Genomic DNA, 17070 nt, shown 5'->3' with positions numbered 1-17070 from the left:
GACCTGCGCTTAGCGATCTTTCTTTTCGACGTTTTGCGCCGTGGTCTGTTGTTCGGCGTTATTCTGAGCCGGCGGCGTATCATCGCCAACCGCTTTTTTAAAGCCTTTCAGCGCTGCGCCAAGATCCGCGCCCAGGGTGCGTAACTTACTGGTGCCGAACAGCAGTACGATCAACACGGCAATCACCAGCAGTTTGGTAATACTGATACCTTCCATATATCCCTTCTCTATTCATGTTTGCTGCGGAGGCAGCGAAGAAACAAACCTTGCCTGTGGATATTTACCTACTTTTGATCGGCTAAAACAACTGCAACCTGTAACAGAGTTCGATCGTCATGGTCGCGTTCCGACCGCTGACGGGACTACAAAATCCGCCACACAAGGTGTAAGATTTCTTCCCTTGGAGATGGCATTCCTCCATAACCGCCCTTACCGGCTGATGATGCCTACGTTACCTCAGAGAGGTGGGTAGCGTCGCGCCGGTACTTGTCATATCACAAAGCACAACGGCGTAGCTGGCATTGATTCTCCACGCTGTTATGCGGGATCGGTGAACTACCCCATCTGCAACATGAATATGTGAGCACCGCCTATCTGAGATGGTCAATTTTAATCAAGGGATTTTCCGATCATGATGAGTTCTTTACTGGCTGTTTTTATTGGTGGCGGGTTGGGCAGCGTACTGCGCTGGCTAGTCGGAATGAAACTGAACCCACTGCATGCGCATATTCCGCTTGGCACGCTGGCGGTCAATCTGCTGGGCGGATTTATCATCGGCTTGGCGATGGCGCTGTTTAGCCGCGCGGGCTCCATTGACGCCACCTGGCGTTTATTGATCACCACCGGCTTTTGCGGCGGTCTGACGACCTTTTCAACCTTTTCGCTGGAAGTCGTTTACCTGATTCAGGACGGGCGCATGCTCTGGGCGCTGACTAATGCCCTGATTAACCTGGCTGGTTCACTGGCAATGACCTTACTGGCGTTCATGTTGGTCAACTGGATCAGCGGCCAGTAACCTCAGCTTAATGTTTTCTTAATCCTGCGTACGGATAATCTTATCCCATGTGATCAACTGGATGAGATTCCCTATGCCGAGCTTGCCGAAAAACCTGTCTGAAATGGCGGTGACCGTATTTTGCCTGGCGATCGTGGTGACGTTTATCAACGTTTACCTGTTCGCCTAGCGTTATTAACGCGGGTATAAAAAACTCCACAAAAAACCGATCTTGCCTTACAATTGAGAATGAACGTTCACACCCAAACGTCAGCGATTTGCTGGCACAGGATCGGACTATGCCAACCCCAACGGCAAGCAGACAGGCCAAAGCCGAACTGCGACGCAACCAAATCGTCGATGCCGCGAAAATCTGCTTCCGGCAACGTGGCTTTCACGCAGCCAGCATGGCGGAAATCGCCCAGCGTTCTGCGCTGAGCGTTGGCCAGATCTATCGCTACTTCGCCAATAAAGACGCCATCATTGAAGAAATCGTCAACCGTATCATCAATGAGAAAATGCGGCGGCTGGAAGACATCAGCGACCACATCAATCTGATCGCCGCTACCCTCGCCGCCCGTACGCTGTATCAAACGCCCGGCCAAAGCGAGATCGATCACCTGCTGATGCTGGAAGTCACCGCCGAAGCCACGCGCAATCCGCTAGTAGCCAAGATACTCAGCGATGCCGAAGCGCGTCTGTTCCACCATGTCTGCCGCAACCTGAAAACGCTCTATCCGCAATTTAGCGATGCGGAAATCGCTGCGCGGGTCGAGTTCATCGCAGTGCTGAGCGAAGGCACCGGCTACCGCCTGTTGACCACGCAAAAAGCCGACATCACCCTGCTGGAAGGTTTGTATCAGCAGGCTATCTCACATCTTTTCCACCAGCTAGAAACGCCTAATGACTAAACAACAACATCGCCAGCGCCTGGTTTATGCACTGGTGCTCGGCCTTTTGGCAGCGCTTGGCCCGCTGTGTACCGACCTGTATCTGCCCGCCCTGCCGGAACTGGCAGGGGAACTGAATACCACCACCGCCACTGCGCAGCTGAGCCTGACCGCCGGCCTGCTCGGTCTGGGCCTCGGTCAACTGATATTCGGTCCTTATAGCGACAAGTTGGGGCGAATGCGCCCATTGCTGTTGTCACTACTGTTGCTACTGGCGGCCTCGCTGTGGTGCGCACTGGCCCCCAGTATCGATCAGTTACTGATCGCCCGTTTATTGCAGGGGCTGGCCGGCGCCGGCGGCGCGGTGATCTCTCGCGCCATCGCCCGCGACCTGTATTCCGGCCATGAATTGACGCGTTTTTTTGCGCTGTTGATGCTGGTGAACGGACTGGCGCCGATCGTCGCTCCGGTGTTGGGCGGCGTGCTGCTGAAGTTTATGGATTGGCGTGGCATTTTTGGCGCGCTGGCGCTGATCGCCTTGCTGCTGTTTGCCCTTTCGTTACTGAAACTGCATGAATCATTGCCCGCAGAGCGTCGCAGTCAGGGCGGCATTTTGACCATGCTGATGTCGCTGGGCGGCCTGCTGCGCCAACGCCAGTTTATTGGCCTGTGCCTGACGCAGGGCTTTGTGATGGCCGGCATGTTCGCTTATATCGGCGCCTCGCCGTTCGTGCTGCAAGAAATTTACGGACTCAGCCCGCAAATGTTTAGCCTGTGCTTTGCGATTAACGGTATTGGTCTGGTGATTTCCGCCCAGACGGCGGCACGCCTGAGTCATCGCTTCGGCGAACTGCGGGTGCTGAAAGCCGGGCTGAGCCTGGCGGCCATCTCGTCGCTGTTACTGCTGCTGGCCGGCTGGTTGCATGCGCCGCTGATACTGCTGCTGGTGCCGCTGTTCCTGTCAGTAGCGGTGGTTGGCACCGTTGGCCCCACCGCCTCATCGCTGGCGATGCAAAGCCAGGGCGATCGGGCCGGCAGCGCATCGGCGTTGATTGGCGTATGCATGTTCGCGCTCGGGGCGTGCAGCGTGCCAATCACCGGCTTGGGCGGCACCTCGAGCACCTCAATGGCGCTGACCATCGTCGGCTGTTATGCTATCGCCATCACGCTGTTCACCACGCTGGTGCGTAAACCGCAGACGGCATAAACGGGCAATAAAAAACCCGCTCGATGAGCGGGTTTTAAGAATATTAGCGATTATAGCTTAGATAGCGATAACGTTAGCAGCAGATGGCCCTTTGGCACCGTTCGTGATTTCAAATTCTACACGCTGGCCTTCAGCAAGAGTTTTGAAACCATTGCTAGCGATGGCAGAAAAGTGAACGAAAACGTCCTTGCTACCATCTTCCGGGGTAATGAAGCCGAAACCTTTGGATTCATTAAACCACTTAACGCTACCTTTAATCTTAGACATCAAACTTACCTTTAACGTGAATGTAAGACACAAAACGTGTGTCCATTACAGTACAGCAACTGGGCGAGATTTTGTCCACCACCGAGATCACATAAAACCAATAAAAAATGAAATAATCGCCTGACCAGCCGCGCCCACTTCAGCATACCGCCAACGTGTCGCCGCCAATCATGCCGAACAAGGGGTTGTGCCCCCCAGACGTCCCGCTTACAGCGCCTCCGCTAGCGTTGCCCGGCTGTCACTGCGCCACATTCCGCGCTATCATAAGCACTGTATTGTACAAACTGATGAGAATGACCATGAACGGCAAGATAACGACTTTTTTTGAAGACAAAGGCTTCGGCTTTATTACCGATGAGAACGGAGAAAATCGTTATTTTCACGTGATTAAAGTGCAAAACCCGGAGCTGATAAAGAAAAATGCCGCGGTGACCTTTGAACCGACCAACAATGCCAAGGGGCCTTCTGCCTTTGCGGTTAAAGTTCTGGCGCCAAGCAAATACATCATTATTGCCAATGAACGCATCAAGATCAGCAGCATCAAGTCGTTCCATACCTTCACCAAAGAGGTGCCGGTAAAAGCCGAGGTGGACAAAGAAAATACCGTGCTGTCAGTCGGCCTGTTGATGAATCGCATCCGCCCGCAGGCAGCGGCCGAGCCGCAAGCCATGCAAAGTCTGCGCATGCTGTCGATCGTCACCTTTCAAAACGTCACCCACACCTTCTCTGAACACGAGATTGATATGGATGAAACCTTGAGCGCGTTGAAGGCGCTGTAACGCCGGCAACAAATCCCTAAGGCAATTTCAAAGCACCTGTGTTAGCGTGGACTTTCACCTCACACAGGGAGCTGCCATGTCTGAGTCCCGCGACGTTAAAGGCATCATTCATCGCACCATGCGAATCGCCTGCCCGAAATGTGCCTATGTCACCAATCAACAGTGCTCGCGCCTGCAGCAAAGCGTGATGCTGATTTGCCCAAACTGCGGCGTTAAATTCAAACCACAGCAGGGCTGAGCCCCTATTTGAACAGGATGTGATCGACGCTGTTGCCACTGAGCACGTTAAACGGTTCGACCCTGTTACGCCCCAGCGATTTGGCGCGATACAGCGCGATATCCGCCATGTTCATCAACTGCTCCAGCGACTTGTCTTCGTTCATCGCCAGGCTGGCGACGCCGACGCTAATGGTCAGTTTCAACGGCGCGCGATCGCCCGTGTCGATTTGCGCTTTTTCCACCTGACGCCGCAAATACTCCCCCATGGCCACCGCCTGTGCCGCCAGGGCACGCGGCATCACGATGGCAAACTCCTCACCGCCCAGACGGCCGAGCAGTTGATCGGGGCGCAATTCGCGCCGCAGCAGATGAATAAAATTCGCCAACACCCGATCGCCAATCACGTGGCCATAGCTATCGTTAATCAGTTTGAAATGGTCGACGTCAATCAACAGTAACGACACTGCCTCTTTGCAGCGCTGTTTCTGCTCCAGCAGTTCGCGGGTTTTGCGCATCAGCGCGCTGCGCGTCAAGGTGCCGGTGAGAAAATCATGGCTGGCGCTGTGTTCCAGCCGCCGCATCAGCTTGCGGTTAACGGCTATCGAACTCGACACAATCAACGGCCCCATCACCAGCATGGCAATACCCAAGCGGGCGGACATCAGCGTATCCAGCAGCGCGCCGCGGGTGCTCGGGGTTTCATACAGCATTACATTGGCCGAAATACTGCTGATTTCGATAATGCCGGTCAATAGCGTCAACAGCGTAACGGTAAACAATTGATAACTGACTGCGCACCACAGCAGCGCCGGGATCGGGAAGGCAATCGCTCCCGGCCCACCGATGTACACGCTAAACAGCAACGACGCGATCAGCGCCAGTAACGGCAGGCTGGCGCTCAACCGCCAGTTGAATCGCATCCGCAGCAGTGGCTTCAGGCGCGGGGCAGCCAGCAGCACCGGCAGAATCAGCAAGGTGGTGGAAAACTGTTCGCTAAACCAGGCCAGCCAGGCGGTAATCACCGTATTGTTATACAGGCTGTCATTGCGCAGCACCGACAGCGTCGACGCCACCGCCGCGCCGGATAAACTGGCAGCGAACATATACAGAATGGCCTGCGGCTTGCCCATCCGCCGTTGCGACTGGGGCAGTAACAGCATCACGCCGTAACCGGTGGCGATCAACGCCATATTGCAGGCATTCAGCCATAGCGCCAGCGGCGCGCCTTCACCGGTGGTCAGATCGGCGCTGACCATGCCAAGGTAGGTGGCCAGCCAGCCCATCGGCGTGGCATACGCCGGCTTGCGCAATAACAGTCCCAGTAAAATGGCGTTGACCGGCCAGAATAATGACAGCGAGCCGATCGGACGAGAAAATATCCCTACCAGCGATAGCAGAAATGTCAGTAAGAAAAGGTTAATAAGCTGAAGTGCAACCGGTAGGCCATATTTAGAAATTATCCTGGCGTTCATGGTGTTGACCACGCGCGCATAATAACCAGAATAGTTGTGTGCATATTCTATGACCCAGCAAAATAGGGAAGATAAATAAGCCGCAAATCAGGCTGTCTGCCGCGTTAATTTTATTTAACAAGAACATTCTAACGCATTATTCGGGCAAATCGCTTAATGGTCGGCTCTATCAGCATCGCCGCAGCTTTCTCGGTGAGCGGCTAGACGTCAACAGCATAGCGCAAGCCGTAGTCTTTCGGAACAAACAGTAAGCCACATTATTCTTAGGGCTACTTACCGAGATGCTGCTGTTTTCGCGCGGGATTATGTGACGTGCTGGCAAATGCCAACAAAAAACCCGGTCTAGGAACCGGGAGTATTTGTACCAGTATGCAGTGTTAGCCTAAGCGGGCTAATAACGCGCATACGGTACCGCCAAAATGTGCAGAAAAAATGAACAGGGGCAGCGACGGCACACATTTAACGCTTCGCCCGGGCGAAGTCGATAAACGCGCGCAACGGGCGCGGCATCTGCCGGTTAGCTGGGTAATAAAGATAAAAACCGGGAAACGGCGGCGTCCAGTCATCCAGCAACGGCAGCAGCCGCCGCTCCGCCAACCCAGCGGCTATTTGATGCTCAAACAGATAGGCGATGCCCATGCCGTCGATGGCGGCCTGCACCAATATCTCCGGCTCGTTAACTACCAACGGCCCCTCGACGGCAATGTCCAGCTTCTCCGCGCCGCGCTCAAACTCCCAGCGGTACAGATTGCCATTGGTCGGCCAGCGATAGTTGAGACAGCGATGCTGCAACAGATCGCGTGGCGTTTGCGGCTCGCCATAGCGCGACAGATAATTTGGCGCGGCAACCACGCGCATCCGCAGTTCCCCGCCAAGCTTGATCGCCACCATATCCTTGTCGAGTTTTTCGTGCAGCCGCACCCCGGCATCAAAACCGCCAGCGACAATATCCACCAGCTTATCTTCGACGTTCAGATCGAGGGTAATATCCGGGTACTGCGCGTTAAAAGCGCTGATGCGCGGCGCAAGAAAATGCATCGCAGCCACCCGCGTGATATTGAGCCGCAGCAATCCGGCCGGCTGCTGACGCTGGTCAATCACCTGTGCGACGGCAGCGTCCAGGTTCGCCATTAGCGGGCGTAACCTTTCCCACAGCTGCGCGCCGGCTTCGGTCGGCGCCACGCTGCGGGTGGTACGGTTTAACAGCCGCACGCCGAGGCGGGTTTCCAGATTGCGCAGCGTCTGGCTAAGCGCCGACGCCGACATGCCAAGGTGAGCGGCCGCGCGAGCAAAGCTCCCGTGTTCGGCAATCGCCACGAAGGCGCGTAGTTCTGCAAAGTCACCGCCTCTCATTATGCCTCTCTGACTTAATAATACATGCGCATTATAGTGTATTCCGTCGATAGCGCTGGGCAACTATCTTAAAAATACCAACACCACAGGAGAATGCCCATGGCTACCACCACGCTGGATACCTATCGTTTACTCGGCCGCTCCGGCCTGCGCGTTTCGCCGTTAGCGCTCGGCACCATGACCTTTGGCGCCGATTGGGGCTGGGGGGCCGAGAAAGAGCAATCACGCCATATATTTGACGCTTATGTCGATCGCGGCGGCAATTTCATTGATACCGCCAACCGTTATACCGAAGGCAGCGCGGAGCAGTTTATCGGCGAATTCGCCGTCGGCCGCCGCGACAGTCTGGTGATCGCCAGCAAATACACTTTGCCCACTTATCCTGGCGATGCCAACTCCGGCGGCAACCACCGGAAAAGCATGGTGCATTCGGTAGAGAACAGCCTGAAACGGCTAAAAACCGATTACCTCGATCTGTTGTACCTGCACGCCTGGGATGACACCACGCCGGTAGATGAAATCATGCGCGCAATGGACGATCTGGTGCGTGCCGGCAAGGTGCTTTACCTGGCGATTTCCGATATCCCTGCCTGGCAGGCGGCACGCATGCAAACGCTGGCCGATTGGCGCGGCTGGTCGCCGCTGATCGCCTTGCAGATTGAATACAACCTGACCGAGCGTACCGTTGAACGTGAGCTGATCCCGATGGCACAGGCCCTGGGTATGGGCGTCATCCCCTGGTCGCCACTGGCCAGCGGCGTGTTGAGTGGCAAATATTCGCGCCAGGATCTACGCCCCACTGGCGATGAGAGCGGTACCCGACGTGACGTCGCGCGCAGCAAGGGCTCGCTGAGTGAACGTAACCTCACCATCGCCGAAACGGTGCAAATCATTGCGCAGCAGGCCGGTTACAGCCCGGCGCAGGTTGCGCTGGCCTGGACGTTGCAAAACCCGGCGGTCACCGCGCCGATCGTCGGCGCTCGTACGCTGGCGCAGCTAGAGGATAACCTGGCCGCGCTGGAAGTCTGCCTGGAGGCGGAGCAATGGCAACGGCTGGCTGAGGTCAGCGCCATCGAACTCGGTTTCCCGCATGACTTTTTGGCCCTGCCTACCACCCGCAACATCATGTCCGGCGAGATAAATATCGCCGCACGTCAATAAAAAAAATCCCGCACCAGGCGGGATAAACTCAATAGGGATGGGATATACACTACAGGAAAGGAATAACACACAACTTCATCGGGTGAGTTAACACTAGCAATTCCAGTGTATAGATTTGTCATGGCTCGGTAAGTTTGCTGAGGCAGATGTAACGCCGAATGGAAAAAACAGTCTCCGCCATGCCGGCGCTGGTGGCTTATTATGTCCGGCACGCTAACTGTCACCGCGCCAATAAAAAAAATCCCGCACCAGGCGGGGTAAACTCGATAGGGATGGGATATACACTACAGGAAAGGAATAACACACAACATCATCGGGTGAGTTAACACTAGCAATTCCAGTGTATAGATTTGTCATGGCTCGGTAAGTTTGCTGTGACAGATGTAACGCCGAATGGAAAAATAAACCTTGGCCATGCTGGCGTTAGCTGCTGACGTCAGCGGCCAGGGCTTGAGCGCATTATTCCATTCGTCCGTTATGCATGCAGCGAGGCCATATCAATGACAAAGCGATATTTCACGTCGCTTTTCAGCATCCGCTCATAAGCCTGGTTTATATCCTGTATCGCTATCATCTCAACGTCGCAGGTAATGCCATGCTGCCCACAAAAATCCAGCATCTCCTGCGTTTCGGCAATACCGCCGATGCACGAGCCAGCCACCGAACGACGCCCTAAAATCAGCGGAACGGTGTTCAGCATCGGATCGATATCACCCAGAAAACCGACAAACACCAGCGTACCGTCAAGCGTCAGGGTCGACATATACGGATTGATATCATGGACGTACGGCACGGTATCAATAATCAGATCAAACGTCCCTGCCACTTCGGCCATTTGCGCGTCGCTGCTGGACAGGATCACATGATGCGCCCCCAGCCGGCGAGCGTCCTCCTCTTTCGACGCCGAACGGGTGAACAGCGTAACATCGGCACCCAGCGCATTTGCCAGCTTCAGCGCCATATGGCCCAGCCCTCCCAGGCCAATCACCGCCACTTTGCTGCCTTTGCCGATATGCCAACGGCGCAACGGCGACCAGGTGGTGATGCCAGCACACAACAGCGGAGCCGCCGATGAGGGATCCATACCTGCGGGAATTTTCAGCACAAAATCTTGCGTCGTCACCATGGTTTGCGAATAACCGCCATAGGTCGGCAAGCTGTCGTGAGGATCGATGCCGTTATAGGTCTGGATGTTCCCTTGCTCGCAGTACTGCTCCAGTCCCTGCTGACATGGTTGGCATTGGCGACACGAGTCCACCATGCACCCCACGCCGACAATATCGCCGAGTTTAACGCCGGTCACCTGGTCACCTACCGCCGTCACGCGGCCAATCACCTCATGACCCGGCACCAGCGGATAAAGGCTGATTCCCCAGTCGTTGCGTGCCTGATGTAAATCCGAATGGCACACACCGCAATAAAGAACCTCGAACACCACGTCGTCCGGGCGTGGATCGCGGCGAGTAAATTCAAACGGCGCCAGCGGCACCTGCGCTGACTTAGCTGCATAACCAAGTACTTTCATCATCTAGACTCCTGTTCGGCGGGATAGCTAACAATGAGCAACGGCGGTTCTGTGGCTTACTGCTGATACTGTTCGTCGCTGACTTTTTCCATCCACTCAACCGGGCTGCCGTTGAGTGATTCGGCAATCGCGATATGCGTCATTGCCGTGGTGGCGGTTGCGCCATGCCAGTGTTTGACGCCCTGCGGGATCCAGACAATATCACCTTGATTGATTTCCTGCATTGCCTCGCCCCACTGCTGGAGCCAACCACGCCCCTGGGTGACGATCAGCGTTTGACCCAGTGGGTGAGTGTGCCAGGCAGTACGCGCGCCCGGTTCGAAGGTGACGGTCGCACCCCCCACCCGCGCCGGCTCGCTGCCCTGAAAAGGCGCATCGATACGCACCTGACCGCTGAAATAGGCTTCCGGTCCGGCTTGCGACGGTTGCGAACCACTGCGTTGAATTTTCATTTTTTCCTCCACATCGGCATACGCTGCCGGGGCTAACATAGACATCATTACCGCTGACGCTGCGAGTAATTTCATAATCGCTCCTCATTAAGGTTTAGCCGATTCGGTATCGAACTGCCGTAGATTCGGCATGCAACGGTTTTTACCACCGACGGTAATGGCAAGAATAACAGCGACGGACTTTGCCGATTAGAGTGCAAAATAAGAATGCGCTTATGAGGTAAACTCATTAAATCTGCGGTTTCGTTACTGCTGGAAACCCCTCATTTTCGCGGCGGCGCAACCAGCCGTTGACACGATGACTCACTCAGGCAGAGAAATGTTAAAAGAGAATTTCAACGACTTGCTGTCGTTTCTTATGGTGGCAGAAGAACGCAGTTTTACCCGTGCCGCCGCCAGGCTCGGCGTATCACAGTCGGCCTTGAGCCATGCCATTCGCGGGCTGGAGGAGCGTCTTGATCTTCGCTTGCTGACCCGCACCACGCGCAGCGTTGCATTGACCGAGGCCGGTGAGCGCCTGGTCAACGCCATCGGCGCACACATCAGCGAAATTGAACATCAACTGGTGGCGCTGGGGGATATGCGCGCAACGCCGGCGGGAAATATTCGCCTCACCGCAGGTGAACATGCCATTCATTCGGTGCTATGGCCAGTGCTGAATCCCTTCTTACAACGTTACCCAGATATCCACGTGGAAGTGATCGCCGACAATTCGCTCACCGATATCGTCAGCGGCCGTTTTGACGCCGGCATTCGTTTGGGAGAACAGCTGGCAAAAGATATGGTCGCCATACCCATCGGCCCACAGCTGCGGTTTGTCGCAGTAGGATCGCCAGACTATTTCGCCAAGCATGGCCAGCCCGAGACACCGCAAGCGCTGCAACGTCATCGCTGCATTACTATGCGGTTACCGACGCAAGGCGGATTGTACGCCTGGGAATTTGAAAAAGACGGCCGTACCGTCAACGTGCGCGTTGACGGTCAATTGACCATCAACAGCCTACCACAGCGCATTGATGCCGCGCGCAGCGGTCTGGGGATTGCATTCGTTCCAGAAGACACGGTAGCGGCAGATATTGCCAACGGCCAGTTACTCAACGTGCTTGACGACTGGTGCGCGCCGTTTCCTGGCTATTACCTGTATTACCCAAGCCGTAGGCAGCACACCACCGCCTTTTCGCTGTTTGTCGATGCGCTACGCTACCCCCGACAGGTATAAGCTGCCGACGGCGGTCAATGTGCCACGCTGCCAGCTGCCGTGGTGCTGTTGCCGACCACCCGGTAATATGCTGCAAAACGCCAATAATCGATCAACGGCCTTCTAAGCCGCAGGTCACAGGTTCGAGCCCAGGGTGGCTGACGCACTGCCCGGAGTGGCCCATGATTGGCTTGCTATCAGGTTTTCCTTACCCAGTTATCAGGGATAACGCCTCGACACGACAAACGGCACGCATGGCTTATTATGTCGAATGTATTTACCTAAAGTGCGCATTTATTATTTATTCTGTGAATGATTAGCGGCGAAATATTGTCACACATACTGCATCTGGTATAATCACCAAGCTCAATCACCCGTAAATTAATATATAATTAATAGGTAAATATATGGATGGCTTGTGTAAGAAATTGTCTATTTTTGTTGTTGCATTAATAATTGTCGGCTGTGATCAATCCCCTCCTTCCTTTGCGGTTAATGCCAACAAGCTTATCGAAAAGAGAATCAGCGCAATCACTCATCACAACACTTTCTGTTCATTATCTTCTGATAAAAACTCATGGATTTCAATCTGTAAGGTCGATCATCCTAACTCATCGCCGATCTTTTCAGTGCAGGAAATTGAAGGTGTAATGCAAGCTTCAGATAATCTTTCATTCACTATTCGCCCACAAAATAAAGATGCGCAGTTTTTTTATCAGCATAAAGAGTTTGCAAAAAGATGACTCGCGCTAGTGATACACATAAAAAATCACCTGGTGCCCCATCGACGTTTAAATCCCGCTGATAAGGTTATTTTGTAAATCAAATGTTATTAAACTGTCAGTTATCGTAATGCGTTGTAAAGGAATAAAGCGTAATCCTCGTTCACCAAGCCATTTTTCCGTTCATCAACGCTAACATCATTAACGTTCCACCAGCATCCCCCGTGACCTATCGCTTATCACCAGGTAAAATGCTGAGTAGCCTTGCTTTTTGCCAGGCCTAACCAACACTCTCAGCGCCGTCAGGATCTGCTGCTTAACGCTGATGTCGGCATTGTGGCGTTTGCATAATTTAAGCTTGCGTCATGTATGGCTCAAGCTTTGCCGGCAAGCTGTGCTATTGAAAAACAGGGAACTAAAAGTGAACAATAAGGCCGGGAAAGTCGTATTTGCCGATCAACTTCGCGTTTTGGCATTTATTTCTGTGGTGATAACGCATTGGGTTGGCAGATTTTGGGAGGCGCAACCCGTGGTGGCATATCTGACAAAATCACCAGAAATTATTGGCATAACCCCACACTACATCGACCGGCTGATGCCGCCGGTGCCATGGTTTGACTATGGGAGCTTTGGCGTTGCAGTGTTTTTTCTGATCAGCGGATTTGTCATCCCATTTTCGTTAAAAAACAAAAAGCCAGCCCGATTTATAATGGCACGGGCAGTAAGAATATACCCAACCTATATATTTGCGTCATTGACTATGATGTTATTTATATTTATGACCTCACGCTTTTACTGGGGAGCCGCGCCTGAGTTTTCCTTCTGGAACGTGCTGGCAAATCTGACGCTAACACAGCTGATCTTTGATCAGCGCTCAATGGATGCGGTCAACTGGACGCTATCGATAGAGATCGTATTTTACCTGTTTTGCGCCGTTTTCAGGGGCAAGATATTGAGCGGCAGCGTCTCATTGATTTTCATCACCTCTCTCACCGTTTGTTTATTGACCTATTTATCAAAAGGAATGCCGAATACCTATTCTATCGGCGAATTTAAACTCTCCCCGTACGGTATAAAAATGTGTCTACTTTTTATGCTGTTTATGTCGATAGGTATTTTATTCCACTATCATTTAGAGCAGAGGATAAATAGCAGACAGTTAATTATCTACGCTATAGCGTTGTTTGCCATAGTGCTGGTTACCTGGTACATAGGGCCGATCGCCGATCAATTTCCCAACTCCCCCATGAGCTACGCTTATGCATTGCTGCTATTTAGCACATGCTATGCATTGAGAGATAAATTCAGGGAATTCCGGGTACTCTCATTCCTGTCTAGTATCAGCTATCCCTATTACGCGTTACATTCCGTTATTGGCTATGCCACCTTACGCATCCTGGTTGATCATAACGTGGGTGTTGCAGCCGCATTTTTTATTACCTTTGCCTTTATCCTATTATTATCAACGCTGCTGCATTATACGGTAGAAAAACCCTCAATTTTCCTGTCCAAGAAAATTGCCTGATGGCCATGGCCGCGCTGACGGCCATGATCTCCTTACTACGGTTAGGCTCCCCTGGCGATCCCTCTACCAGGGGATCAATCGCCGACGTTAGTGTTCCCGTCAGCATGAGAAGCCGGCAAAAACCGTCTCAACAATGCTGATAGGCACAGCAATGCAGCCACGCCGCCAAAAGCTGCATGGTTGCTGAGGGGATGCTCAACAACTCCCCCGACAGCTGGCTTTTTGCTTTCACTCAGAGTTTTTCAATAATAACCGACCATCAAGTCGGGTTGAAAACAAGCATGAGAGTTATGTTACTAAAAATTAGTATAACGTTGTCTTGCTGATGGTCACTTTAAGCATTGCCGGATTACCCTCATATTGTTACGCTCCGCATATAAATTCAATCAAACGTCCTCGTTTTAACCACTAAAAAAGACTTCTCATTGCCAGCGACGCCCCCTCTGTTAGCCTACAAAGGCTTGCAATATATCCACGACAAAAGGAATAAAGGGAAGGATTACCGTCGCCGGTGGTGGGCTGCGGCGCTAGCAAGGTAGTGAACTGGCGAATTGGAACCCGACCGGTGGCTTGGCTGGTCCGGGTGAATGCTTTATATTGCAATAGTAAAATTGAGCTCCCCATCAAGGCATTTATTTATATTCCTAACCTTTTGGAATACTAATAAATGATTACATTAACATAAGTAAATTCAATGGATGGAATATGAATATATTTGAACAGACTCCAGCAAAGCGTAGACGTTATGGTTTGGCTGTTTTTATCGGCCTGATTGCCGGCATCGTGTCAGCATTCGTCAAATGGGGGGCCGAAGTTCCTTTCCCCCCTCGCAGCCCAACGGATATTTTTACTGCTGCCTGTGGCCCTGAATCATTAATCAGAGCGGCGGAACAAATCGATTGCTCCCGCAACTTCCTCAACCCACCCTATATTTTTCTGCGTGACTGGTTGGGTATTGCCGATCCTAACTCGGCAGTCTATACCTTTGCCGGACATGTGTTTAACTGGGTCGGTGTCACACACATCATCTTTTCAATAGTTTTCGCGCTGGGTTACTGCGTTGTAGCCGAGGTTTTCCCGAAAATCAAACTCTGGCAGGGGTTATTGGCGGGTGCATTAGCACAGCTATTTGTACATATGATTTCCTTCCCTCTTATGGGGTTGACTCCTGCTCTGTTAGACCTTCCATGGTATGAAAATGTGTCTGAAATTTTTGGGCATTTAGTCTGGTTCTGGTCGATTGAAATTATCCGCAGAGATCTGCGTAACCGAATAACTCACGAACCAGATCCGGAGATCCCACGGGTAACAAGCCGATGACAGATCCTCCCGTATAACGGGGGGCTATTACATAGCACTTAAGTATTTAACTGGTGTATATCACATCGTCAAGGTTTGAATTAACGTTGGCTCGGTGGCCATTAGCTAATAACAATAATAGCTTTGCTTGCTCCGTCACCGGCTGAATATCCGCGATGCACTTCCCGGCTGGCTGTTTTACATTAAAGAAAGAAAGCACTGAACGTAGGATGCACGCAGACGAATGGCTTTCCTGTAATGTCGCTCAAAAACCATATAACAAAAAACATGTTTGGAGATTGCAATCTAAAACTATAGGCAAGGCCCATATAAATACTGTCAACTATTTCAAATAATAATAGATAAATTTTAAAGGAACAGTAAGATGCCATCATCTATAAAGAAAATAGTTTTTTACGCCATTGCTTTTGTAATTTTAACATTGTTCTATGCACACATTTCCAGCCAGATACTACCAAATTCAGATGCCGTTTCAGGATTGTTAGCCGGCAAGGATATGGCTAACGGGAACTGGACGCTTGGCGGCTGGCATCTTTCTACCGTGTCATTTTATTTTACCGATATAATCTGGTACGGTCTTGCTTCAAAAAGTTTCGGCTACGGAGCATATCAAGCATATTTAATACCAGCGATAATGTATTCAATGGTGACGTTGATGACATTTTATCTGTCCAGGGAAGACGCTGGCTCGCTATGGGCCATTGCGTTTTGCGTGGCTATTCCATCTGGATTCGCTGCATTCAACACCTTAATAGCGGTAATACATGTCGGTACCTATGTCTGCATGCTTGTATGCTTCATAATGATTGAACGTTACACTAAAACAGATTCATTATTGTCGATAATTATTTATACCTTATCGTTAACGTTGGCCTGTTTCAGTGACGATATAATAAAACTAATTATACTTACACCGATATTAATATCTTCTATTTATTTCTTTGCAAAGGAAAAAAGACCTGTATATATTATAATACTGTTTGCCAGCCTATTGGCATATGTGGCATCAAAGATGATGGTCAGGTATGCGAGATCCAACGGTTGGTTCATCCTGCCCGGGATCCCCGCCCCAACGTTTGTTGCCTTTGATGATATCGGGAACAATCTGTACCTCTTCACAAAAGGATTCCTTCTTTATAGCGGCGCCTTCTTTTTTGGCAAGTCACCTTCTGATATCACGGCTATACTTTCTGTTTTCTGCTTTATTATTTTGACCATTTTGCTTATTGCCTGTGCATTATCAATAAAAGAGATATTCACGACATCGATATTGAACATGACCATTTGCCTAGCCTGCCTGGTTATGGTGCCAGCCTATCTTGTCAGTAATCGCCCGATAGATGTATGGACAATAAGATATATCGTTTCTTTCTTTATTCTAGCGCCCGTAGTCATTGGTAGATCGTCCTTATCCAAAGGATGGAGATTTTGCATGCTTGGCGCTGTTGTCATTGCAGTGCTAGTTTCTTCCGTTGTGGTTAGTGAGAAAAAAGACATATCAAGTGACATCATAAACCAGTTAAAACTCGCTATTAGAGAAAATCACTTGGAAAATGGATACGCCTCATTTTGGTTTGCGTCATCTGTTAGCATTGACGGTGATATATCCGTTGCTCCACTTAATGTAAATAGAGATTTGAATATCCTCGCCTGCAATAGATGGTTGTCGAAAGCTGAGTGGTACCAACGCGGCGGAAACTTCATAATAACAGACGATAATTTAATGCGAGAGATAATCATCAAAAGTTTTGGCACTCCATCGAAAGTGATCAATGTTGGCGATAAACAAATATTTGTTTATGAAAAAAACATCACTTTCAGCTGCGATTAATACAATCAACCGGCGTTAATCGTCCGCTGTTAATAGATTAGCGCCGTCAGTACACCGCCATAATCGGGTTATAGCATGATACCAACCGGCAAGCTTGAGTTGTTATCGGAATACCGCAGACGATCAATAGCACTTAATGGTCTGTTGTATGTAGT

General features: G+C 51.4%; 17 protein-coding genes and 1 riboswitch. Of the genes, 11 read left to right on the top strand and 6 right to left on the bottom strand.

Annotation, left to right across the window (positions count from 1 at the left end; translation table 11 throughout):
- Positions 1 to 9: 9 nt before the first annotated feature.
- Entirely contained in the window at positions 10 to 216 is a 207-nt protein-coding gene (tatA, locus tag AC2AXP_RS01455) for a Sec-independent protein translocase subunit TatA (protein ID WP_004954300.1), read from the bottom strand.
- A 177-nt stretch (positions 217 to 393) separates the two neighbouring features.
- Positions 394 to 456: riboswitch (Fluoride riboswitch) on the top strand.
- A 175-nt stretch (positions 457 to 631) separates the two neighbouring features.
- On the opposite strand from tatA, the gene crcB reads away from it, so the two are divergent.
- The 3 genes from crcB (at position 632) to AC2AXP_RS01440 (ending at position 3091) form a co-directional block, all read left to right on the top strand.
- A complete protein-coding gene (gene crcB / locus AC2AXP_RS01450; RefSeq protein WP_004954303.1) occupies positions 632 to 1015 on the top strand; it encodes a fluoride efflux transporter CrcB in 384 nt (127 codons plus the stop codon).
- 278 nt (positions 1016 to 1293) lie between these two features.
- Positions 1294 to 1905: a TetR/AcrR family transcriptional regulator gene (locus AC2AXP_RS01445; RefSeq protein WP_004954311.1), complete on the top strand. Its 612-nt coding sequence runs from the start codon at positions 1294 to 1296 to the stop codon at positions 1903 to 1905.
- Entirely contained in the window at positions 1898 to 3091 is a 1194-nt protein-coding gene (locus AC2AXP_RS01440; protein WP_004954314.1) for a Bcr/CflA family efflux MFS transporter, read from the top strand. The genes AC2AXP_RS01445 and AC2AXP_RS01440 overlap by 8 nt, the downstream gene beginning before the upstream one ends.
- A 57-nt stretch (positions 3092 to 3148) precedes the next feature.
- Here AC2AXP_RS01440 and cspE read toward each other — a convergent pair whose 3' ends face one another.
- Positions 3149 to 3358: a transcription antiterminator/RNA stability regulator CspE gene (cspE, locus tag AC2AXP_RS01435; protein ID WP_002210315.1), complete on the bottom strand. Its 210-nt coding sequence runs from the start codon at positions 3356 to 3358 to the stop codon at positions 3149 to 3151.
- Between the two features lie 299 nt (positions 3359 to 3657).
- Between cspE and AC2AXP_RS01430 the strand changes: the two genes are divergently transcribed.
- Both AC2AXP_RS01430 and AC2AXP_RS01425 read left to right on the top strand, forming a co-directional pair.
- A complete protein-coding gene (locus AC2AXP_RS01430; RefSeq protein WP_039991019.1) occupies positions 3658 to 4137 on the top strand; it encodes a cold-shock protein in 480 nt (159 codons plus the stop codon).
- 76 nt (positions 4138 to 4213) lie between these two features.
- Positions 4214 to 4375, top strand: a complete 162-nt coding sequence (locus AC2AXP_RS01425; RefSeq protein ID WP_004954320.1) for a YnfU family zinc-binding protein — start codon at positions 4214 to 4216, stop codon at positions 4373 to 4375.
- A gap of 4 nt (positions 4376 to 4379) precedes the next feature.
- Here the strand turns inward: AC2AXP_RS01425 and AC2AXP_RS01420 are convergent, their stop codons facing one another.
- Entirely contained in the window at positions 4380 to 5828 is a 1449-nt protein-coding gene (locus AC2AXP_RS01420; protein ID WP_004954322.1) for a GGDEF domain-containing protein, read from the bottom strand.
- Between the two features lie 459 nt (positions 5829 to 6287).
- Positions 6288 to 7181 (bottom strand): LysR family transcriptional regulator, encoded by an 894-nt coding sequence (locus AC2AXP_RS01415; RefSeq protein WP_004954325.1) that lies wholly within the window; start codon positions 7179 to 7181, stop codon positions 6288 to 6290.
- A 93-nt stretch (positions 7182 to 7274) separates the two neighbouring features.
- Between AC2AXP_RS01415 and AC2AXP_RS01410 the strand changes: the two genes are divergently transcribed.
- Positions 7275 to 8342: an aldo/keto reductase gene (locus AC2AXP_RS01410; RefSeq protein WP_371902037.1), complete on the top strand. Its 1068-nt coding sequence runs from the start codon at positions 7275 to 7277 to the stop codon at positions 8340 to 8342.
- Between the two features lie 475 nt (positions 8343 to 8817).
- Here the strand turns inward: AC2AXP_RS01410 and AC2AXP_RS01405 are convergent, their stop codons facing one another.
- A complete protein-coding gene (locus AC2AXP_RS01405; RefSeq protein ID WP_198773428.1) occupies positions 8818 to 9867 on the bottom strand; it encodes an NAD(P)-dependent alcohol dehydrogenase in 1050 nt (349 codons plus the stop codon).
- Positions 9868 to 9923: 56 nt separating this feature from the next.
- On the bottom strand, positions 9924 to 10358 hold the full coding sequence (locus AC2AXP_RS01400) for a (R)-mandelonitrile lyase (protein ID WP_273869125.1): 435 nt from the start codon (positions 10356 to 10358) through the stop codon (positions 9924 to 9926).
- Positions 10359 to 10638: 280 nt separating this feature from the next.
- Between AC2AXP_RS01400 and AC2AXP_RS01395 the strand changes: the two genes are divergently transcribed.
- The 5 genes from AC2AXP_RS01395 to AC2AXP_RS01375 all read left to right on the top strand — a co-directional run bounded on the left by AC2AXP_RS01395 (position 10639) and on the right by AC2AXP_RS01375 (position 16915).
- Positions 10639 to 11538: a LysR family transcriptional regulator gene (locus AC2AXP_RS01395; RefSeq protein ID WP_004954332.1), complete on the top strand. Its 900-nt coding sequence runs from the start codon at positions 10639 to 10641 to the stop codon at positions 11536 to 11538.
- 386 nt (positions 11539 to 11924) lie between these two features.
- Entirely contained in the window at positions 11925 to 12260 is a 336-nt protein-coding gene (locus AC2AXP_RS01390) for a hypothetical protein (RefSeq protein ID WP_127913644.1), read from the top strand.
- A 400-nt stretch (positions 12261 to 12660) separates the two neighbouring features.
- Entirely contained in the window at positions 12661 to 13764 is a 1104-nt protein-coding gene (locus tag AC2AXP_RS01385) for an acyltransferase family protein (protein WP_484381385.1), read from the top strand.
- Between the two features lie 705 nt (positions 13765 to 14469).
- Positions 14470 to 15084, top strand: coding sequence for a YagU family protein (locus AC2AXP_RS01380; RefSeq protein ID WP_484381384.1), 615 nt, complete (start codon positions 14470 to 14472; stop codon positions 15082 to 15084).
- A gap of 364 nt (positions 15085 to 15448) precedes the next feature.
- Positions 15449 to 16915 (top strand): hypothetical protein, encoded by a 1467-nt coding sequence (locus tag AC2AXP_RS01375; protein ID WP_484381383.1) that lies wholly within the window; start codon positions 15449 to 15451, stop codon positions 16913 to 16915.
- Positions 16916 to 17070 lie beyond the last annotated feature (155 nt).

Source organism: Serratia sp. Sp408 (assembly GCF_057180665.1).
Note: the sequence above shows the minus strand (reverse complement) of the source record. Positions and strands in the feature narration are given on the sequence as shown.